The sequence below is a fragment of the Selenomonas sp. oral taxon 478 genome (assembly GCF_001189555.1).
Classification (GTDB): domain Bacteria; phylum Bacillota; class Negativicutes; order Selenomonadales; family Selenomonadaceae; genus Centipeda; species Centipeda felix.
This window is the reverse complement of sequence record NZ_CP012071.1, coordinates 1256060-1277019: the sequence shown is the minus strand read 5'-3', so window position 1 is coordinate 1277019 and position 20960 is coordinate 1256060. Positions and strand designations below refer to the sequence as shown.

At 58.3% G+C, this 20960-nt stretch carries 22 protein-coding genes; 5 read left to right on the top strand and 17 right to left on the bottom strand.

Going from position 1 to position 20960, the window contains the following annotated elements; genetic code table 11:
- Window positions 1–56: 56 nt before the first annotated feature.
- The 9 genes from ADJ74_RS05980 to serS form a co-directional block, all read right to left on the bottom strand.
- Window positions 57–989, bottom strand: a complete 933-nt coding sequence (locus ADJ74_RS05980; protein WP_050342685.1) for an autotransporter outer membrane beta-barrel domain-containing protein — start codon at window positions 987–989, stop codon at window positions 57–59.
- A complete protein-coding gene (locus ADJ74_RS05975) occupies window positions 986–2566 on the bottom strand; it encodes a hypothetical protein (RefSeq protein ID WP_050342683.1) in 1581 nt (526 codons plus the stop codon). The genes ADJ74_RS05980 and ADJ74_RS05975 overlap by 4 nt, the downstream gene beginning before the upstream one ends.
- A gap of 405 nt (window positions 2567–2971) precedes the next feature.
- Complete coding sequence (locus ADJ74_RS05970) at window positions 2972–4252, bottom strand: MlaD family protein (RefSeq protein WP_050342678.1); 1281 nt, start codon at window positions 4250–4252, stop codon at window positions 2972–2974.
- Window positions 4249–4995: an ABC transporter ATP-binding protein gene (locus ADJ74_RS05965; protein ID WP_009753076.1), complete on the bottom strand. Its 747-nt coding sequence runs from the start codon at window positions 4993–4995 to the stop codon at window positions 4249–4251. Before ADJ74_RS05965 ends, ADJ74_RS05970 begins: the two co-directional genes overlap by 4 nt.
- A gap of 15 nt (window positions 4996–5010) precedes the next feature.
- Entirely contained in the window at window positions 5011–5778 is a 768-nt protein-coding gene (locus tag ADJ74_RS05960) for an ABC transporter permease (protein WP_050342676.1), read from the bottom strand.
- A gap of 194 nt (window positions 5779–5972) precedes the next feature.
- Entirely contained in the window at window positions 5973–6626 is a 654-nt protein-coding gene (gene rnhA / locus ADJ74_RS05955) for a ribonuclease HI (RefSeq protein WP_050342674.1), read from the bottom strand.
- A complete protein-coding gene (locus ADJ74_RS05950; RefSeq protein WP_009753079.1) occupies window positions 6626–7252 on the bottom strand; it encodes an acyloxyacyl hydrolase in 627 nt (208 codons plus the stop codon). The genes rnhA and ADJ74_RS05950 overlap by 1 nt, the downstream gene beginning before the upstream one ends.
- Before the next feature lie 13 nt (window positions 7253–7265).
- Window positions 7266–7820 (bottom strand): UbiX family flavin prenyltransferase, encoded by a 555-nt coding sequence (locus ADJ74_RS05945; protein ID WP_050342670.1) that lies wholly within the window; start codon window positions 7818–7820, stop codon window positions 7266–7268.
- Window positions 7817–9088, bottom strand: coding sequence for a serine--tRNA ligase (gene serS, locus ADJ74_RS05940; protein ID WP_050342668.1), 1272 nt, complete (start codon window positions 9086–9088; stop codon window positions 7817–7819). The genes ADJ74_RS05945 and serS overlap by 4 nt, the downstream gene beginning before the upstream one ends.
- A 389-nt stretch (window positions 9089–9477) precedes the next feature.
- Here serS and mutY point away from each other — a divergent pair, with 389 nt between their 5' ends.
- Window positions 9478–10602 (top strand): A/G-specific adenine glycosylase, encoded by a 1125-nt coding sequence (gene mutY / locus ADJ74_RS05935; RefSeq protein ID WP_050342667.1) that lies wholly within the window; start codon window positions 9478–9480, stop codon window positions 10600–10602.
- Between the two features lie 33 nt (window positions 10603–10635).
- Here mutY and hutW read toward each other — a convergent pair whose 3' ends face one another.
- Both hutW and ADJ74_RS05925 read right to left on the bottom strand, forming a co-directional pair.
- Window positions 10636–12285 carry a heme anaerobic degradation radical SAM methyltransferase ChuW/HutW gene (gene hutW, locus ADJ74_RS05930; protein WP_050342666.1) on the bottom strand — a complete coding sequence of 550 codons (1650 nt, stop codon included), beginning with the start codon at window positions 12283–12285 and terminating at the stop codon, window positions 10636–10638.
- Window positions 12282–12782, bottom strand: a complete 501-nt coding sequence (locus ADJ74_RS05925; RefSeq protein WP_009753084.1) for a flavodoxin family protein — start codon at window positions 12780–12782, stop codon at window positions 12282–12284. Before ADJ74_RS05925 ends, hutW begins: the two co-directional genes overlap by 4 nt.
- Window positions 12783–13134: 352 nt before the next feature.
- On the opposite strand from ADJ74_RS05925, the gene ADJ74_RS05920 reads away from it, so the two are divergent.
- Window positions 13135–13371 (top strand): hypothetical protein, encoded by a 237-nt coding sequence (locus ADJ74_RS05920; RefSeq protein ID WP_050342665.1) that lies wholly within the window; start codon window positions 13135–13137, stop codon window positions 13369–13371.
- Between the two features lie 85 nt (window positions 13372–13456).
- Here the strand turns inward: ADJ74_RS05920 and ADJ74_RS05915 are convergent, their stop codons facing one another.
- Window positions 13457–14698 carry a methyltransferase gene (locus ADJ74_RS05915; protein ID WP_050342662.1) on the bottom strand — a complete coding sequence of 414 codons (1242 nt, stop codon included), beginning with the start codon at window positions 14696–14698 and terminating at the stop codon, window positions 13457–13459.
- 166 nt (window positions 14699–14864) lie between these two features.
- Here ADJ74_RS05915 and ADJ74_RS05910 point away from each other — a divergent pair, with 166 nt between their 5' ends.
- The 3 genes from ADJ74_RS05910 to ADJ74_RS05900 are packed head-to-tail and all read left to right on the top strand — an operon-like array spanning window position 14865 to window position 16539.
- Entirely contained in the window at window positions 14865–15716 is an 852-nt protein-coding gene (locus tag ADJ74_RS05910; RefSeq protein WP_253271676.1) for a hypothetical protein, read from the top strand.
- The gene (locus tag ADJ74_RS05905; protein ID WP_050342660.1) at window positions 15709–16110 is read left to right on the top strand and encodes a hypothetical protein; all 402 of its coding nucleotides are present in this window, start codon (window positions 15709–15711) and stop codon (window positions 16108–16110) included. The genes ADJ74_RS05910 and ADJ74_RS05905 overlap by 8 nt, the downstream gene beginning before the upstream one ends.
- 57 nt (window positions 16111–16167) lie before the next feature.
- Entirely contained in the window at window positions 16168–16539 is a 372-nt protein-coding gene (locus ADJ74_RS05900) for a cupin domain-containing protein (protein ID WP_050342658.1), read from the top strand.
- Window positions 16540–16627: 88 nt separating this feature from the next.
- On the opposite strand, the gene ADJ74_RS05895 is transcribed toward ADJ74_RS05900, so the two are convergent.
- The 5 genes from ADJ74_RS05895 to ADJ74_RS05875 are packed head-to-tail and all read right to left on the bottom strand — an operon-like array spanning window position 16628 to window position 20761.
- Window positions 16628–17392, bottom strand: coding sequence for an amino acid ABC transporter ATP-binding protein (locus tag ADJ74_RS05895; RefSeq protein ID WP_050342657.1), 765 nt, complete (start codon window positions 17390–17392; stop codon window positions 16628–16630).
- 10 nt (window positions 17393–17402) lie between these two features.
- Window positions 17403–18101 (bottom strand): amino acid ABC transporter permease, encoded by a 699-nt coding sequence (locus ADJ74_RS05890; protein WP_050342653.1) that lies wholly within the window; start codon window positions 18099–18101, stop codon window positions 17403–17405.
- Window positions 18085–18855 (bottom strand): amino acid ABC transporter permease, encoded by a 771-nt coding sequence (locus ADJ74_RS05885; protein WP_050342651.1) that lies wholly within the window; start codon window positions 18853–18855, stop codon window positions 18085–18087. The genes ADJ74_RS05890 and ADJ74_RS05885 overlap by 17 nt, the downstream gene beginning before the upstream one ends.
- 23 nt (window positions 18856–18878) lie before the next feature.
- Complete coding sequence (locus ADJ74_RS05880; RefSeq protein ID WP_050342650.1) at window positions 18879–19739, bottom strand: transporter substrate-binding domain-containing protein; 861 nt, start codon at window positions 19737–19739, stop codon at window positions 18879–18881.
- Between the two features lie 14 nt (window positions 19740–19753).
- The gene (locus ADJ74_RS05875) at window positions 19754–20761 is read right to left on the bottom strand and encodes a uroporphyrinogen decarboxylase family protein (RefSeq protein WP_050342649.1); all 1008 of its coding nucleotides are present in this window, start codon (window positions 20759–20761) and stop codon (window positions 19754–19756) included.
- Window positions 20762–20960: the final 199 nt, after the last annotated feature.

Sequence of the window (20960 nt, the reverse complement as noted above, 5' to 3'; positions counted from 1 at the left end):
GACAAGGAGACAAAAGAGAGACTGCCGCTCGTGCAGCAGTCCCATATTGCGCTGAATCAAAGTGCCCAGCTGACCTGGATATTCCCCGTCATGCCGCGCCGCGTTCCCTGCCAGCCCGCCATGTGGATGTGCCAAGATAGGCGGCTGTCCGGCGGGATAAAGCGATAGCCCAACTCGACCATCGTACTGCCGCCGCGCAGGGCAGGACTATCGGCGGCAAGCCCCTGGACGGATGCTGCTCCCTCGCCGTCAAATTCGTACTCGTACGCAAGACCCGCATATATCTCCTTGCTCGTATCCTCGCGGTGCAAGAAGGTGAATCCGACTCTCATACGATGCGACGCAACCGCATCAAAATCGTAGGTTTCGCCCGTATTGAGCTGTGCGCTCGTACCGTCCTGCCGTGAATAGAAGTATCGCAGGTAGGTGTTCAGTGTATCACCCGTACGGAGCAGCCGTGTCTTTCCGATGCCGATATGCGCCGCGTAGTAGGTATTTCCACTGTCGTAGGTCGAAACCGTCCCGGCAGAGATTGTGCCCGTGTAGTCGCTGCGCACCCTGCCGCCGTGGAGTGCCGCCTCCAGCCAGTGTCCATTGGGGCGTTCGATGCGCCCCATGAGCCCCGCGCCGAGGTAGCTGATCTTGCCGCTGCCGTGCGTGCCGTCGTCGAGATAGGTGTGGTAGGTGCCCCTGCCGTACTCCACGAAGGGGGTAAAGAGCGTCTTAGCCGCCCTGAGCTTCCCCTCCTTTGCCCAGCCGACGCTGAGATTGTAGCCCGTCGTCGTGACATAGGAGCCCGTCTCGGCGTGCATCGTCCCCTGGCTCATCGCCGCCCATAGCTGATAGCCGCGCTTTTCGTCGTCCTCTGCCCGACCGCCCTCCTTCGCCGCCGAGGAAATCCCCGACGCCGCCAGAAGGTCGGCCCCACGATTGATGAAGTCCGTCGCACCGCAACGCGGCTCGACGAGGGACTTAGTCTGGTCGTTCATCGCAGCGCCGATGAGGGTGAGGACGAGCTCATCGGTGCCGCGCTTTTGAAGTGCGAATGATAGCGCATCGTAACGCCCTGCGTGCCCTCAATCTGATTCGCGATATCCGCATCAGTCAGCAGAGTTCCCCCCGGCAGTGTCTTCATGAGGCTGATTACATCGTTTCCGTGCAACACGGGCGCGCTTCCCGAGAAGCCGACACCGATATTGAGATTGCGGATATCCTTCGCAGCAACGCCGAGCTGTAGCATGGGCGTATAGCTTGCCCGTGCGTCATTCGGCAGGTAGAAGCGCAGTTTCTGCACACCGGAAAAATCGTGGATGGCCGACTGTCCATGGTAGATGGCGAGCGTGTTACCCGTGCCGGCATTATGCCCGCCGTAGGCCGTACCGGAGACCGTGCCGCCCGCGACATGGACGGAGCTTCCCGTCACGTTCTCACTCGCAGCCGCATCCGTAATGGCTCCGCCGTAAACATTTCCTCCAACCGAGCCGCCCGTGATGTGCGCACTGCCTCCCGCGGCATTCTTCGTCGCAGCGACAGCCGTGAGCGCACCACCGTAGGCGTTGCCCGTCACCGTGTCACCTGAGATCTCTGCTGCATTGTCCTGCGCCGCACCGTCTTTTACCGTGACGTTCGCGCCGTAGGCTGCCGCGACCGTGCCGTCCAAAGCGAGGTGCTTTGCGCCCTTTCCGTCCGTGCCCTTGTTGTAGCGGAAGCGGAAGCCGTCCACATAGACCTCTTTCGCCGCCGTCACCGTTGGGTTATCCGTGTCGATCGTATACTCAAGATCGCCACTCTCGCGATTCTTCGCACGAATGGGGTTGTAAGTATTGACGCCCGCTTTCGTAAAGTCGATACCTTGGTCGTTGTGCATAAGTGTCGCAAGACGCGTCCGATACGTACTCGGCACGAAATCGTTCGCGCCTGTGACTTCCACTTTATCCCAGTCAAGCCCGCTCGTCTGCACGCCGTCGGTGAGCTTGAGGAGCGGCGTTGTCGCATTGGAGATGTGGCTGATGTTAAAGCTAATTTTCTCGAAATGCTTGATGTTCTTGACGCTGACCGCAGTATTGACCACGAGCTTGTTGTCCGTGTCGACGGTCTTGTTGCCGCCGTAGAGGTAGCCCGCGATATTCGTCCCCGTGGGAAGGGCATTCGTCCCATCCCCGATGGTGACGGTATTGCCCGTCGTCTGACCAGTGCCATTCGTGTAGCCGCCGTAGAGATTGCGCACCTTGCCATCGACGAGGTTCACGGTGTTTTCCGTACGGTCCTTTTTCGCCGTGCGCATCGTGCCCTTGCCCGCCATCGTCGCCGCAGAGGTCGCCCGTATCGTCAGCTTATTCCCGACGACGTTACGCACATCGCCTGCAAGAGGGAGGTCGGCAGCATTGCCGACCACGGCGTTTCGATTTGGCTCCCGATGCGGCGGGGTAGGCGTTGTTTTCTTATTGATCGGTCCCGGCTCACTCATTGTCACCGCAGGATGAGACGCATCAACGACAACTTCGGGCACCGTCACATCCGCCGCATACACCGGCAGAAGTGAGGGAAGCGCATATCCTCCGGACAACAAAAAAAATCGACACATAGCGCGCTATATGTCGTCCCCTTTTACATTTCCTCGCATGAACCTCTACCCTCCCTTCCTTGGGCCTTCCCCTAGTTCCATTGTCCTAACAAGATATATTGTTTTCTTCCTTATGTCAAGTTAAATTGTAACCATTTTTATAAAAGAAAAGAACCCATAAAAAGGCGTAACAATCTGTTTATTTTCGATAAAAAAACGCTCTACAGCAGTCTCCCTTTCTGCTATAGAGCATTTGTTTTATTTTATAAAGACAACAGGCGCCGACCATGCGCCGTACCATCAGACAAATACAGATCGATCATTTCCCCATCCTCCGTGCATGCGAAGTCTAGTCGTGTGATTATAATTACATTATATACATGTTTTATCACACGTCAATCTGTACGTTCAAAATTCCTGTCGGATGCCCGTATAGAAGGCGCGGCGTTGGTGGTCGTTCACCGCATTCCACTCGCCGAAGAGGTAGGTGCCGCCGCTGAGCTGATACTGACTGCGCAGGCGGACGGTGAGGTCGTTCGGGTTATAGGCATCGGCGGAGAATTTGAATTTATCCCCCGCGTAGGCGTCGACACCGACACCTGCGGCGCCGCCGATCACGCCCGCACGCGCACCGAACGCGCTGCCACGCTTTCCGAGCTGGGCGCTCACCTTGTCCCCGCCGCCGATGTCGTCCACACCGAAGGAGGCGTACATGCCCTGCTGCTCACCGACATCGAGGTTGAAATTCGTCCGCCAGTCGTCAGCCTTGCCGCTATACATAATGTCCACCTTCGGTGTGACCTTGATGCTGCTAAGCCGTCCCATCAGCCCACCCGCCTTGTCCGTCATCGTGCGTGCGTTGTGAATGAGGGTTCGTGCATCCTCCTGCGTCTGCGGGTCGCCTGCCACCGCCTCGATGCCCGCGGCGATGCGTGCGACGCGCCCCGAGGCATCGGTAATGTTCGCGAGCGTCTGGCGCAGGTTCTCCGCCGTCGCGGGGTCTGCTCCGACGCTCTCAAGGTTCGCCATGATGCGCTCGACGCTCGCCGTGCTCTGCGCAAGGTTCGCTGTCATGGTGTTCATGTTCACGAGGATGCCGCGCAGGTCGCCGCGATTCTCCGCCGCCATCTGCTCCAGCGTCGCCGTGAGCCCGTCGAGGTTCGCCGTGATGTGCTCCATGTTGACGGCGAGCTGCACGACGGAGGTTTGGAAGCCCGGCGCGCCCACGATGGCGTTGACGGAGGTGAGCATTTCCTGCACAAGGACGATCATCTTGTTCAGCTCAACGAACATCGTGTCCATCCCCATCTCATCCGTGCCGTAGAGATAGTCGCCGTTTGCGTAGGTATCGCTGTTCCCGTTCGGCGTGATGATGATGAATTTATCTCCCATGATGCCGGGCTGCCCGATGGTGACGGCGGAGCCGCGCGGGATCTTCACCCCACGCTCTATGACCATGGAGACGGTGACGCCCGTCCCGTCGCTCACAACGTCCTGCACGTGCCCGACGGGCACGCCCGAGAGGAGCACCTGTGCCTCCGGGTTCAGCCCGACGGCGCGGTGAAATCCCGCGTACAGTGTGTAGTCGCTGCTGCTGCCGAGGCGCAGTCCGCCGAAGAATACGACGACAGCGATCAGGAGGATCACGCCTCCTAGGGTAAACGCCCCCACCTTTGCCTCTGCACTCATGCTCCTGCCTCCTTGCGGTGATGCATCGTACGGAAAAATGCCTGTACGCGCTCGTCTTTGATGTCCTGAAAACGCTCCGTCGTGTCCACGGCAATGAGTGCCCCGTCGTAGATCATGGCGATGCGGTCGGCGATGCGGCACGCACTTGCCATGTCGTGCGTAACGACGACGGAGGTCACGCCAAGTTTTTTCTGCATACTGATGATGAGTTCGTCGATCTTCGCCGTCATGATGGGGTCGAGCCCCGAACTCGGCTCGTCATAGAAGATGATGGAGGGGTCGGTCGCAATCGCACGCGCGAGTCCGACGCGTTTTTTCATGCCGCCCGAAAGTTCCTGCGGCATCATCTCTGCCGCATCGGGCAGTCCGACGAGGGCGAGTTTCTCCGCGACGATGCTTCGGATCTCGGCGTCGCTCTTATCCGTGTGCTCACGCAGCCCGAAGGCGACGTTCTCACCGACGCTCATCGAGTCAAAGAGGGCGGAGTACTGGAACACCATGCCCATGCGCAGGCGCACGCGGTCGAGCGCCGCCTCATCCATCGCGGCGATATCGTCCGCGCCGATATAGATCGCCCCACTCGTCGGGCGGTCAAGGCCGATCATCAGCCGCAGGAGGGTCGATTTGCCCGAGCCCGAGCCGCCGATGATAGCGAGCGTCTCCCCCTCGTTGATCGTGAGCGTGATGTCCTTCAGGGCTTCCTTTGTCCCAAAGCGCTTGGTGACGTGTTCAAGTCGTATCATTGCGCCACCGCCTTGTCAAAAGAGGAAGAACGTCAGCACGGCGTTCAGGATAAAGATCACGATGATGGAGGTAACGACGGTCTGCATCGTCGCCGTACCGACGCCCTCCGCCCCGCTCGGCGCGTGGAGGCCATAGTAACAGCCGAGGACGGCGATAACATTGCCGAAGAAAATCGCCTTGATGAGTCCGCCGGTCATGTCGTAGAGGAGCGCGTACTGCGTGATGGAGTGCAGGAAGGTGTAGCCCGAGATGCCCGAGTAGTACACCGCCGTGAAGTAGCCGCCGAGAACGCCGATCACGTCGCCAAAGACGGTGAGGATCGGCACGACGACCATGCACGCGAGCATGCGCGGGACGATGAGGTAGTTCACAGGGCTGACCGCCATGACGCGCAGGGCATCGATCTGCTCCGTGACCTTCATCGTCGAGACCTCCGCCGTAATCGCTGCGCCCACGCGCCCCGCGCAGACGACACCGACGAGGACGGGGCCCAGCTCGCGCCCGATGCCGATCGCAATGACCGCGCCAATCGTGCTCTGCGCACCGTAGCGGATGAACTCATGGGCGATCTGCAGGGTAAGCACGATACCCGTAAAGAGGAGTGTCAGTCCGACGATGAGGAGGGAGTCCGCGCCGAGATGCGCCATCTGGTAGACGATGCTCCGCACGCGCAGACGGCGTGTCACCTGCCGCATCGTCTCCCCATAGAGGAGCGCGATGCGTCCGATATTCGCGAGATGCGTGAGGACGAACGCCCCAATGGCTTCCAATATGTGCTGCACGGCGTTCCTCCTCTCATGTTGATTCTATATGTGCCCCTACCACCGCAAGCGGTCCCCCTCCCCCGTCATACGGGGGAGGCTATGTTTCCACCATTGGCTTTTCTCTGGCAAACAGGAAACACGATTCACCCATCATGATTCGCTTCCCCCGTTTACGGGGGAAGTGGCGAGCACTGCGAGCCGAAGGGGGCGTCCTAGAATCTCTCCGCCTCTGCGCGCGCAAGCGCATCGCACCGCTCGTTGCGCGGATTGCCCGCATGCCCCTTGACCCAGTGGAACTGCACCTGCCGCGCGGCAAACGCCGCATCGAGCTGCACCCAGAGATCCTGATTCAGCACGGGCTCACCGTCCGCCTTCTTCCACCCGCGCTTCTTCCACGCGGGCAGCCAAAACTTTGTAAAGGCGTTCTTAAGATACTGACTGTCCGTGTAGAGCGCAACGCGCGCCCCCTCCGGCACGGCGCTGAGTGCCATCAGTGCCGCCGTCAGCTCCATGCGGTTGTTCGTCGTCTCGGGGTCGCCGCCGCTCTTCTCCTCGACCGCACCCGTCGCCGCCGTCTCGATCACGGCAGCCCAGCCGCCCGCACCGCCCGGATTGCGAAGGCATGAGCCGTCCGTGTGGATGATGTAGTCCGCATCAGGGGCAGAAGGCTCTATCGTCATCGCAGCGGAACGGGGCTGCTCCGTCCGTGCGTCCGCACCGCCAAGCCATGCCCGCGCCTCGTCCTCCGTCATAAAACCCTTGTAGACGGCTCCCTGAAAGCCCTTTACCTGTGCCGCGCACTCCGCCCAGACGGTGAAGAGCCCCGTTTTGCGCCCGCGCTTCACCGCATAAAATTTCTTTGCCATCAGTAGGTGTACCGATAGCCGATCGAGATGCCGACACCGTTATAGCCGGGGTTTTTCGTACGCTGCCCGTTGGACACGTGATGTCCGAGATAGGCGATGCTGAGCGCATTCCGATCGTTGAAATTATACGTGAGGCGTGGGCCGATGCGCCACATGAAGTCATAGTTCCGCGTGTGCGCGGGATGCACCTTGTTGTAGACCATGAGTCCGCCCGTGAGGTCGAGAGAGACCTCCCATTTTTTCCCGAGAGGCTTCGTCCAGCGCACCATATAGGATGGGCCGACGCCGACCGCCCCCGAGTCAAGGCGCACATCCGGCGCATCCTTCTCCGCCCACGAGCCGACGGGGCGCGTGACGGTCAGTCCCCAGTGAAGCGACATGCCGTGCATCTCCTTGTACTGGCGGAATACGTGCAGATTGTAGAGATTGATGTAGCGGCGCTCGCCGCGATGCTGGAAATAGTCCGCCTGAATTTCCGCCCGGCGGTTCTTCTCCTCGCTTGTCCCCATGTGCATCTGCTGCAGCGGGGTCTTTACCGTCTCCTGCGCGGCCGTCTGCGACGGTGCGGCACTGGCGGCACTCATCAGGCAAAGTACCCCTGCCGTCAGGAGTGCGGCTGCATACATCTTTTTCACGATACTACCTCCAACGCGTATATAGCTCCGCCTCGATGCCGAGGCGGTCGAGGATCTTCCCCACCATCATGTCAACGAGGTCGTCGAGTGTCTCCGGACGATGATAAAACCCCGGCGCGGCGGGCATGATGATCGCCCCTGCCCGCGCCAGACGCAGCAGGTTCTCCAGATGAATCTCGTGCATCGGCGTCTCACGCGGTACGAGGAGGAGCCGCCGCCCCTCCTTCAGCGTCACGTCCGCTGCGCGCGAGAGGAGATCGTCCGTTATGCCGTGCGCGATGGCCCCTGCCGTCTTCATCGAGCAGGGTACGACGATCATTGCATCCATGTGGAACGAACCGCTCGCGATCGCTGCCCCGACATCCACATTTGGATAGAGCACGGTCACGCGCCGCGCCAGTTCCTCCGCCGATACGCCGCACTCATAGTCCAGCACGCGCATACCGCTCTCTGTGACGACAGCGTGCACCTCGATGCCGCGTTCCGCGAGCACCTCGATGAGGCGGAGGGCATAACAGCTGCCGCTCGCCCCCGTGATGCCGACGATGACTTTTTTCATCGGATGACCGTGACCCCGTGCATGTACGGAACCAGCGCCTTCGGCACGATGACCGAGCCGTCCTCCTGCTGATTGTTTTCAAGGATCGCCGCCACCGTGCGTCCGACGGCGAGTCCCGAGCCGTTCAGTGTATGGAGGAACGTCGGCTTCGCCCCGCGTGCGGGACGGTATTTGATGTTCGCGCGGCGCGCCTGATAGTCCGTGCAGTTCGAGCAGGACGAGATCTCACGGTACTTGTCCTGTGCGGGCATCCAGACCTCGATGTCGTAGGTCTTTGCCGAGGTGAAGCTCATGTCGCCCGTGCAGAGCTGGATGACGCGGTACGGCAGCTCGAGAATCTTCAACACGTCCTCTGCCGCCGTCACCATGCTCTCGAGCTCGTCCCAGCTCGTCTCCGGCGTGACGAATTTGATCAGCTCCACCTTGTTGAACTGATGCTGACGGATGAGCCCGCGCGTGTCGCGCCCCGCGCTGCCCGCCTCCGCGCGGAAACATGCCGTATAGGACGTGTAGTACTCCGGCAGCTGCTCTGCGTCGAGGATCTCATCGCGATGGTAGTTTGTCGTCGGCACCTCCGCCGTCGGCACGAGGTAGTAGTCGAGCCCTTCGAGCTTGAACATATCCTCGGCAAATTTTGGCAGCTGCCCTGTGCCGATCATGCTCGCCTCGTTCACGATATAGGGGGCAAGCATCTCTGTGTAGCCGTGCTTCTCGGCATGGAGATCCATCATGAAGTTGATGCAGGCGCGCTCAAGCCGTGCGCCGAGCCCCTTGTAGAACGTAAAGCGTGCGCCCGTGACCTTTGCTGCACGCTCTGCATCGAGGATGCCGAGTGCGTCGCCGATGTCCCAGTGTGCCTTCGGGGTGAAATCAAACGTGCGCGGCGTGCCGCAGCGGCGCACCTCGGGGTTCTCCGTCTCGTCCTTGCCGATCGGCACATCCGTCTTTGGCATATTTGGGATCTGGAGCAGGAGGCCGCGCAGGCGCAGCTCCACGTCGCGCAGGTCCTCATCGAGTGCCGCGATCTCGTCGCCGAGCGTGCGCATCTCCGCGACGATCTCATCCGCGTTCTCGCCCGCCTTCTTGCGCGCACCGACCTCCTTCGAGACGGCGTTGCGGCGCGCCTTCTTCTCCTCTACATCCTGCAGGATCCTGCGGCGGCGCTCCTCGAGCTCTGTGAACGGCGAGAGGTCGAGCGTATTGCAGCGATGCTTCAGCATCTCCTGCACGGCGGGCAGGTTCTCACGCACAAACTTCATATCCAACATTGACAATCACTCCATCATATTGTAGATATCATTTATTTGATGCTATTTTAGCATACACAGGACGCAAAAGCAAAAGCCGTTCCTTCGGGCAATTTCCCATTATCACAGAGCCAAAAATCGCTCCATTTGTAAAGGGTGAAGCATCCGTGATAAAATATAGAAATCACAAATAAAACGTGACGGAATTTAGGAATCACTGATAAAATAAGGTCTGCCAGATTGGCGTAGATTTTTTCGTCCGAACGAGGTGGAAAACCGGACGCAGAGTGGTGCTCTGTGGAGGATTTTCCGCCGAAGTGCGGGCAAAAAAGATGCGTCAAGATGGTTGTACCGAATTTATCAGTGCTTCCTTTATCCGTATTTCCCCAACACGAAATGGAGAACCATCTATGAATATACAGCCTTGGGCGGGCGCAGACGTCTTTCCCGCCCTCTGCCGCGCCCTGCTCACATGGCACAAGTCCGCGCCTGACACGCGCGATCTGCCGTGGCGCGACGAACCAACACCGTATCACGTCTGGATCTCGGAAATCATGCTCCAGCAGACACGTGCCGCCGTCGTACGCGCCTACTACCTGCGTTTCCTCACGGCACTGCCGAGCATCCATGACCTCGCTGCCGTGAACGACGATGCCCTCATGAAGCTGTGGCAGGGGCTCGGCTACTACAGCCGTGCGCGCAATCTCAAGCGCGCGGCGCAGGTGATCGTCAAAGAACACGGCGGCGACCTCCCGAACGACTTCAACGCCCTTCTCACGCTGCCCGGCATTGGGCGCTACACGGCAAGTGCCATCGCGTCCTTTGCCTACGGACAGCCGCACCCCGCCGTTGACGGCAATTTTCTGCGCGTCGCGGCACGCATCACGGCGAATCCCATCGATATTGGAAAGGATGCGGCGAAGCGTTCTCTGGAAACCGCTCTCTCTGTCTCCTACCCGACGGGGCGTGACGCAGGTCTCTTGAACGAGGCCTTTATGGATCTCGGCGCGACGATATGTCTGCCGCACGGTGCGCCGCTCTGTCACAGCTGCCCCGCCGCGCAGCTCTGCCTTGCCCATGATCGCGGCACAGAGCAGGACTATCCCGTAAAGTCCGCCGCCAAGGCACGGCGCAAGGAAAAACACACCGTCCTCATCCTATCCTGCAGCGGCCGCATCGCCATACGAAAAAGGCCCGCGAAGGGACTCCTCGCAGGTCTCTGGGAATATCCGCATCTCGACGGAAAACAGACCAAGCGCGACGTACGTACACATCTCGAAGGCAAAGGCTTCCGCGTCCTCTCCATCACCCCTCTCCCGCCCGCGCGTCATATCTTCAGCCATATCGAATGGGATCTCACGGGCTGGGCGGTCACGGTCACGGAACAGAACGAGCCGCCGCTCATGGCAGCGGAGAACGCATCAGATGAGCCGTCCGCTCTCCTCTGGGTACACCATGAAGAGCTCATCGACAGCTACAGCATCCCTGCGGCATTCGGCTACTTTACCCCGTATGCCATAAACGAGAATACATAACATAAAGCCCCGCCGGTCGGCGGGGCTTTGCCTCTATACTGCTTTCCCGAGATCGCGCGACTGGGTGCGCATGACCGTATTGAGGTCATGATCTGCCTCCGCGTCGCGTTCCTTTTCACGCTCTTTTCGGATGAGCTCCTTCAGCATCTGCATGTGCGGATGGTTCTCCGTCTCCGGCGACGGTTTTCCTGCGAGTGCCGCCGCCATCTGCGGGGGCATCCCATCAGGGAACATCGCCTCGAGCATGGAGCGCACGGATTTTGGAATTATGTCCTGCAGAGCAACATTTTCCTTGCGAAGTTTTACTGTGTCCTCCTGTGTGAGGGCATACGCCTCGAGGAATCCTTGAATGAGATTGTCATGCCAGAACTCACCCGCACGCGTCAGGCGGAATCCCGTCTCCATGCGTGTGACCAGTCCGTTCTCCGCCCATGCAGCGAGAAGCGGCTCCATTTCTTTGAGGAGATCAACGCCATATTTTTTCATGAAAAACGGCGCATAGAACCAGCCGTGCTCGATCTGGTCACCGATCTCGCTCTGCATGCGGTGTGCATCTGCCTGCTCGCCCATAAACTGAAAAGGTTTCGTCCCCTCCTCGACCAGCTTCTCATACGGCGCGAGTGCACCGTGATTGCGCCACATCATCTGACCGATGAAGCCGCCCGCGCCCGAGCCGAAGGCGAGGACGTCACAGCCGCGTTTGGCGAGCGTATTATAGATGCTGCGCTCACGGTGATCCGTCGCCCAGTGGGTTGTGTCGATGCGGCGCACCATCGGGTACTCCATAACGATGTCAATGCCGCGCCGGAAATACTCCGCCTGCTCCTCCGTCGTCGGCAGCATCGGCAGATCGCCCGATGCGACGCGCCGTGCCAGTTCGCTCGACGGGAACACATTGAGCTGATAGAGGTCGCCGCCCGCGATGCCGATCTCGAACTGCGTGCGCACATCGTTTTCCCAGACCTCCATCGACTGGTAGGGCAGCCCGTAGATGAGGTCGGCGATGACGACAGCGCCCTGCTGCTCCACCATGCGGCGCAGTGTCGCGATGACCGTTTCGCCGTCGTCAATGCGCCCTATCGCCTGGCGGACGCGTGTGTCAAAGGACTGCACGCCGAGGGAAAAGCGGTTGATGCCCGCGTTCATTGCCGCCTCAACCTTGCTCTCCGTGAGATCGTGGATACGCCCCTCAAGTGTGATCTCGCAGTCACTCGTGAGCGGCAGACGTGCACGCACCGCCTGTACGAGGCGCGCGATATCCGCATCGCTCAGCGCCGTCGGCGTACCGCCGCCGAAGAACACCGCCTGAAAGGGTGCGCCCTGCACGTAGGGCGTATCCGCCGCCGCATCCAGCTCATCGAGGAGTACATCGACGTAGTGATGTGCCGCTTCTTCCCGCGTGAAGTTCTGAAAAAAACCGCAGTAGCTGCATTTTTTGTCACAGAACGGAATATGGATGTAAACCGCTCGCTCGTCGGCAGGATTCGGCGTCTGTGCCATCAGATCCGCCCAGATACGTGTCTGCTCCTCCTTGTCCATCACCATGCGCTTGCCGCCTGCACCGGGGTGTACCACCCGCTTCTTGGCGAAGGCACAGCCGAGTGGGTTCTTCGACTTCGTTCCAAGCAGCCACGCACGTTCCTCGATGGGAAGTGCATCGATTTTCTCCTGCAGTATACTCATGCCAATACCTCCCTTGCCGCCGCAATCACGCGGGCAAAATCCGCCGCATCGGGGTGACGCGCCGCCGCTGCATAGCGCACCGCACTCTCCTCCGTATAGGCGTGCACATTATCCTTCGGCATACTCTTGAACATCTCGATCAGCATCGGATCGACTGCCCCCTGCACGAGAATCGCACCGAGGATCTCATTCGACGCGTCACAGAGTGCGCGGATGTTCGCGATGCACTTCGCTGCGTGCTCCGAGTCCGGCTCCGCGCCGAGCGTGCCGAAGAGAAAGATGCGGCGCCCGCGCAGCCCCTCGATGTACTTTCGCGCCGCCGCGTCTGCTGTCCCGCGGTCAATCCACGTACCGATGCAGAGCGTTGCCTCCTCCGACACGGCAGAGGCATCCGCGACGCTGTGGCAGGACGCGCCAAGTGCCTCCGCCAGATGCTCCGCCACCCGCTTCGTATTCCCCGTGCGCGAGGAATATATTACTGCTGTTTCATTCTTCATACTGTATTCCTTTATGTGAATATGTTTTTTCTCGATTCACTTATATCATAGCGCAACACTGTGCAAAAATCAATAGATATTTTACATAATCATAAATTTTAATTATGAATTTCGTTCATAATTTCTAGTGGATATAAACTCTATAATTTATATATATATTCTTTCTCAATTAAAATGCAGATTTTATAGATGGATTACGTTCTATTCCTTTTTCCTCTCACCGCAAAAAATAAACGAGTATATGGTGTATTACCTTCATATATCAATTTATCCATATTTATCATTTATATAACAGCAAATTGCCTCTTGACATGTATGTTATACTACACAGGAATGGAGAGGAGGAACGTCAATGAAAAAGGTACTGATGGGACTGATGGCGGGAATGATCCTCGCCACGGGCGCACAGGCTCTTGCTTACGTCTGCGACGGCGATACGTGCACCCTCCCGGAGCGCGAGAACCAGTCGTACTGCTACGGCGGGAACAACAGCAGCGCATACTGCGGTGACCGTGCCAACTGCTATGACGGCGGCGCGTACTGCAACAACAGCCGTGCGTCACGTGCACGCGGCTGCGGCTGTTACTGATCAGAGAAGCTGCACATCAAAAAACAGTTCTGTTCGGAAAGATTATCTTTCCAAACAGAACCGTTTTTATATTTCAATGACGAAATCAGCGTTTGATCAAGATCACACTGCCCTTTGTGATCGAAACGAGTTCCGTCTCCATGCCGATCCGATTGACATGATCCGCATAGATGCTGTCATCATCCGGCACTTTACGTGCCGCAATACGTGCGATCCGCGCACACACCTCATAGGCATCCAATGGGCAGTCACGGTACGTATCCTCAAACAGTTCCGGATTCAGCGATGTTTCGAGATCCTCCAGTATGTAGACACCGCCGCGCGGCAATACATCAAATAGGGTAAAGAGCGCCAGCAGCTGGTGGCTCACGATATGAGACGCATCATCGACGATGATCCGGGGATGAATCTCTCTCAGCATTGATACCTGAGCGGCATCCGAAAGATCTGCCTGGATAATGTGGATGCGTTCATCCTCATACTGTCTGCACGATGCCTCAATATCTACCCCAAAGATCTCTGCACGCGGGAAATACTCCTGCCACATCCGTACACTGGAGCCGTTGAATACCCCGAGTTCAAGAAGGCGAATCGGTTGGGTACGGAATTTCTCCAAAAAAAATGCATACTTATCCAGATAGTTATGCATCATACTGCATTTATCCGTACGATATTTGATCCCGATGGCATCCAAAACCGAGGATGCGTTGAAATACCCCTGCGGCACATTGTCTCCGACTTCGATGCGCTTGCCTTCCCTCGTATGAAATAAGAAGCTCTTCGACGCTGCTGCCTGCTCCACGCGCGTCAAAAGCGCACAGACGATGCCATATGCCTCATCGACAGCGCTCATTTCAACAGCACAGCGGTCAAACAGCCCCGCCAGTGAATCTGCTTCATAACGCCATATATCCTCATACGCATTCAAACTCACCCGAGAGGAGACATCATGTGGGGTTCGTGCCGTCACGAGGATTTTCCCGCCCACATGACAGATCTCCTGCAGCTGTCGAACGCCCTCACGAATATCCCGCGTCGTTTCCATCCCGCTGAGGACGATAATTAGATCGTAGCTCAATGAACCAACGGCTTCTTTCACATCCGTGAGATCACAGTACGAATCTGAGATGCCAGGGTTAAACAAAACAACATGATCGCATTGTGCCGCCCCCGCGTGCATGAGCCGATCCTTGAGTTTCATGGCGTAAGCAGCTCCGTCGGAGTAAATCTCTCCGATAGTGAGGCAGTTTTTACCCACGATATCCTGTTCTTGGAATACCCCTTGCCCCCATAAGTATTCCACAAATATTTCTTCACGTGACGGCATAACCAATCGCTCCCTTATATAGAGAAATCTCTGATCAATTAATTGTACCGTAGAAAATAGATCCTGACAAGTGTCTTCCAAAACTGAGAGCTCCCCAGATGGCATCATCTATGTTATAATACTCTCAAACGATTACAGCAACTCACACAGCAACAGGAGCTTGCCCATGGCACATAGACTCTCCCGCATGCTCGCCGCTTTGCTGACGGCGTGCACATCCCTCCTCTCAGGCTGTTCGTTCCTCGTAACGACGGAGCACGGCGCGCCCTATACGCCGGATGATGTCATCGCGATGCTGGAAGAGGAGTTCGCCGACTACGGACCGCACATCGTTCTGCAGTCGGCGGAGACAGAGAAGCCCGCCCCCATGCAGCGGAACACATACGTGCTGTATGACGAGGCGAATGACTTCACCTTTTCCTGCACGGCCTATGTCCGCGACTGCACACTCCCCGTTCCGCAGCCGTTTGCACAGCGCGACGCGAATGCCGACCACGCCTATGCCGCAGCGTACGCCATTCATCTGAATCCACGCATCGGAGAAGTCGCTGCGCAGCACGGACTGTATGCAGCGACAACGGAGGAGGCAGCGGCGCTGAGGGACAGCAAAGTGAAACGCCCGGCAGGAACGAATGACGAAGTGTCTCTCTTCAGGGGCGGAGATTTTATCTTTGCCGACGAGGATACGAGGCCCGAGGAGATGGTCTATGCGCTCCGCGAGATTCACCATCTCTACGCCCCGAAGGGACACGGCGCCGTGCCGTCCGCACTCCACGGCCGGGATATTACATTCTACTACCTGCCGAAGGCGGAGACGGATCGGACGAAGTCGATTGAGCTGACCTTCTTCACGCTGTGGAGCGACGACTGGAATGGGACGCTAGTCAACAAGCTCCATCATCAGGGAGACAAGTACGACACCGCCGCCATGGAGAAAGAGCTCGCGGACAATTTCGCCTCTATGCTCCATTCTGCACGCGCGAATGCGCGATGGAAGAAGGTGAAGAAAGATGCCTGACGCACCGAAAAACGCCGTACCGCGTCAATCGCAAAAGCCGCTGTCATGGCGGCAGAAAATCCTGCTTGCCGTCTTTGGCGCATATCTCGCCGAAAAACTCTTCGGCATCCTCACCCCATCTCTGCCCCATGTCAGTATCCCATCCACGCCGCGCGAGACGGCACCGACGGACAATGCCTATGACAACGAACTGCCGTACCGCCGCGAATACGAAGAGGACGAGGAGGATATTTCCTCAGAGGGTCAGAGGGACACACTGGACGACGATGCCTACGCCGATACATACGGCGGCAGCGCCCCGTACGGCGGGCAGTATGACGAGGATGAGGACATCCTCCACAATGACTGGCACGACTACGGCGAGGGGTATGACGACGATTATTTCGACGATTGATACACCCAGCCGCGTCAGATGTGCATGTGTTATCGCATATACGAGAGGAGAATTTTTATGACCACAGAGGTAACAAATGATTTTGAGACGCGCCGCTATCGTCTCTCCGACATCATGGCATCGGGTGATACGGCAACGCGCACACCGATCTACGGGACAGCATCGACGAGCGGCGTCGTCTGGGTGCTGAAGCCCGGGCAGGAGATCAAGCCGCACGGGCACGCGAAAGCGGACGATATATGGATCTGCATCCAAGGAGAAGGTGTCTTTTATCCTGCGCCCGGAGAGGAACGCCCCATCGCAGTGGGCGACGTCATTGTCTCAGCGAAGGGGATGTGCCACGGCATGAAGAATACGGGCACAGAGGACTTTATCTTTGTCGGCATCCTCGCCCCTGTTCCCGCGGACTTCTTCGCGATTGAGTCATAAGAAACCGCCGATCAGCAGTACGTTTGCTGCTGCGAAAAAACACGAGAAAAGCAGTCAACAAGACATCCATCTTGCTGACTGCTTTTTCCTATATCAGCGCTGCCGGCTCATACTCCTCGGGCAGGATGCGGCGGAGGAAACGGCGCGTGCGCTCCTCGCGCGGTGTGGTGAAGATCGACTTTGCGCTCCCCTCCTCGACGATCACGCCGTCCGACATAAAGACGACGTGGGTCGCAACATCCTGTGCAAACTTCATCTCATGCGTCACGACGATCATCGTCGTGCCCTCCTCGGCGAGCTGCTTCATCACGGAGAGCACCTCGCCGACGAGCTCGGGGTCCAGTGCGGAGGTTGGTTCGTCAAAGAGGATCACATCGGGCTTTGCGGCAACGGCGCGGGCGATGCCGACGCGCTGCTGCTGTCCGCCCGAGAGCTGTGCGGGGTAGTAGTCGGCACGCTCCGCTATCCCCACACGCCGCAGAGCATCCATGCCGATCTCCTTTGCCTCTGTCGCCGCCATGCCGCGCCCGACGGTGAGCCCGAGGGTCACATTCTCGAGGGCGGTCTTATTCGCGAAGAGGTTGTAGTTCTGAAAGACGAAGCCCGTCTTTTTCCGCACAGCGGCAATCTCGCTCTTGGAGGCATCCACGAGGGAAAGCTGCGTCCCATGGAAGTCCATCGTCCCGCCATCGGCACGCTCAAGGAAGTTGAGACAGCGCAGGAATGTTGTCTTGCCCGAGCCGCTCGGCCCGAGGATGACAACCACATCCCCCTTGTCCACGCTGAGGCTCACATCCTTGAGCACCTCGGTCTCTGCGAAACTCTTGCGTACGTTCTGTACTCCGAATAACATACTGCACCTCCTAGCGGAACGCTCCGACACGCCGCTCCGCCGCCGCAAAGAGCAGCTGGACGATCGTGCAGAGGATGAGATAGACGATGAATACGTCGAGATATGCCTCAATGTAGTTATAGCCATAGGACGCGGCGACCTTGCCGACCGCCATGATGTCCTTGACTGTCATGAGGAAGGCGAGTGACGTCCCCTTGATGAGATTGACCGTGATGTTCGCGATGCTCGGCAGTGCCACAACAAGCGCCTGCGGGAGAATCACGTGCAGGTAGGTCTCTGCCTCGCTCAGCCCGCACACGGCTCCCGCTTCGAGCTGCCCCTTGGGGATGGCGAGCAGTGCCGAGCGAAATGCCTCCGTGAGGAGAGCGACGGTGTTGAGCGTAAAGATAAAGACGGCATACCAGAATGGATCGACCGCCTCGAATACGTTGAAGCTGCTCCCCGCTGCCTTGACGAGCAGATTCAGCAGGCTCGGCAGAAGGCTGTAGAGGAGAAGGATCTGGAGGACGAGCGGCGTGCCGCGCACAAAGGAGACATAAAGGCGTGCGATCGTCCCGCCCACACGATGTCCGCGCACGCGCAGGACGGCAAAGCAGAAGGCAATGGGCGCTGCGAGAACGAGCGAGAGCGCTGTGAGTGCGAGGGTCACGCCCGCTCCCTGCCAGACGAGCAGGAAGGTTTCCTGCATAAAGTCAAGATCCAGTTCCAACGGTGTCCCCTCCTTTCAGCCCATTCCCCAGTGTTTTGGACGCAGACGGAGCGCGCAGCCCCGTGCCTTTGTCGAGACGATGCTCTGCCCACGCGAAGCCCTGCTCGATGAGCAGGACGAGCACCCAGTAGATCAGCATGGCAGAGAGATAGACCTCAACGCCATACGCGCCGTAGTTCTGCGCGATGATGAGATTGCCGCGCCCAATGAGGTCGATCAGCCCGATGGTATAGGCGAGCGACGCCTCTTTCAGGAGGTTGATGGTCGAGTTGCCGAAATTCGGCAGGGCGATGAGCGCCGCCTGTCCGAGTATGACATGGCAGAATGCCTGCCACGGGGAGAGCCCCGCACTCACCGCCGCCTCGTACTGCCCGCGTGGAACCGCCGTATAGGCAGCGCGGAACACCTCCGAAATGTATGCGCCAAACAGCAGGGTAAAGGTGACGACGGCAAAGACGGCGCGGTGCATCGCATTCATATCATAGTCAAAGAGCGCAAAGACGAGCTTCGGTGCACCGTAGAAGACGATGAACAGCAGAACGATGGACGGCGTACAGCGCATCACATACACGTAGGCGAGTGAACACGCGCGCAGCACGCGGCTGCCGCTGAGATTCGCCCATGCCAGCAGTCCGCCGAGCAGGGAGCCGATGACGATGCTGAGGCCGGCAACGAGCAGTGTGACGTCAAGATAGGAGAGGAGCTCGGGCAGAAACTGAACGATCAGCCCGAAGTCAAAGACACGTGTTTCCATCGTATGCCGTCCTCCTCATTGCTTTACTTCAGGTAGTCGGAAAGGCTCTCACCGAAGTACTTCTGCTCGAGCTCTGCGATTTTCCCCTCGGCGCGCAGTTCCTCAATCGCCTTGTCGTAGTCGTCCGCAAACGCCTGCTCTTTCTTATTGAAGATCGGATAGGTCGGGATGCCCTTGTAGCGGACGTATGCCATCTTGTCGTTGAACTGATGATACGGAGCGTCTTCCTTCGCGATGTTGTTCTTGTAGCTCAGTTCGACATCGAGGTAGCCGTCATAGCGCCCCTCGAGCACCCAGCTGTACGCATCCGCCACCTGGAATGCCTCCGAGGACGTCAGCTTGATCTGGTTGTCAGGATTCTCCTTGTTGTACTCGTCGATGACCATATAGCGCGCATCCTGCGGAGCGATCGGAACAATCTTTCCGCTGAACTGGGCAAAGGTCTCCAGATCTTTGATTTTGTCTGCCGTATCCTTGCGGATCGCAAGGCCGATCACGCTCGCACCGATGTTGTTCTTCGGAAACACATACTTCTTCCTGCGCGCATCCGTGATCCAGATCCCTTTGGTGCCGACGGTGTACTTCCCGGACTCAACGCCGATCAGGAGATCATCGTCCGAGGTCGGGACGAACTTGAACTCATACTGCGGCAGCTTCTTCGCCACTTCCTTCATGACGGCAACTTCGAAGCCGTCGGATTCGCCCTGCTCGTTCACATAGTCGTAGGGAACATAGTAATTCGTATGGGCAACGGTGACGATCTTCTTCCCGTCTGCCGACTTCGCGCTGTCCGCGCCGCTCTTTCCGCAGCCCGCCAGCCCTGCCGCAAGTGCTGCGGCGAGAAGCCCCGCGAGTGCCGCCTTCGTGATTTTCTTCAGATTCATGTCATGCTCTCCTTTTATTGCGGTCCTGCCGCGTCGCGTACCCAGTCAAAATGCTTCCAGTCAATGTCGCGCGGCACGGTGCAGTCCGCCCCCAGCAGAATTCCTGTGCGCCCTGCCGCATCGAGGATGCGGTGCGTCTCCGCCGTGATCTCCGCCTGCGTGCCGCGATAGAGCACATCGGATGCGAGATTGCCGAAGCCGCCGAGCAGTGCGTGCTGCGGGAAGATCTTCTGTCCCTCCTCGAGGGGAACCCCCTCGACGACCGATGCCCAGTTGATCGTCTTGGCATCGTAGTCACGATACCAGTCCAGCGCGTTGCGGTGTCCCGCATAGCCGCAGATATGGAGGATGTTGTAGCTGCTCTCGGCGTTTGCCGCGCGCAGAATCTCCTTTTCCCCGGGGGCGAATACCTCCTCGTAGACCGCGCGGCTCGCGCCCTCGCCAATGAGGTTCTGCAGGCTGAAGTAGATGCCCGTCACGCCCGCCTCGGCGATGATGCGGCGTGCCAGCTTCGCGAGATCGGCGGAGATCACATCGAACGCCGCGCGTACCGCTGCGGCGTCCTCGCGGACGAGCTGTGCGAGGAATGCCTCATCCTCGGCAAGCGTCCCGGGCTGCATGAACTTCACCGTTGTGCCCGCACAGAAAAGATTGTAGAATGTTGCGACCTCGTTCCCGTACCGCTTCGTGATCTCCTTCGCATAGGCGATCTGCCGCGTAAAGAAGGGGTGGTCATCGGGCAGCGGCTGCACCTTTGCCAGTTCCTTTGCCGTACGTGCAGTCTGCACGGCGGGGTTCGGATAGGAGAAGAACCCATCCGTCATGATCTTTACGAAGTCCGGCTGAAAGCCGTCAATGTAACGCAGTTCCCCATCCAAAAGCGTCTGTTCAAGACGAGGGTCGGCATAGGCATCGGCGTGGATCTCATCCGCGAGAAAGTGGAACCAGAATCCCGATGGGACGCGCTCCACTTCCCTGCGGTCCATTGCGCTGAGGACGAGTTCCTTTTTTGACTGTGCCATTGTATTTCCTCCATAACTATGTTTGCATATATGTTTTCCTGTTCGATGCTGCTATCTTACACGCAAGTATCATAGTTGTCAAGTATGTTTTATATATTTTTTGATTGACAAAGTATCCTGGCGATGTTTATAATGAAACGACCAAAACGGTTCTGCGATGCAGCGGGCTGGGCGTGACTGTCCATGCCCCGTCTGCGCA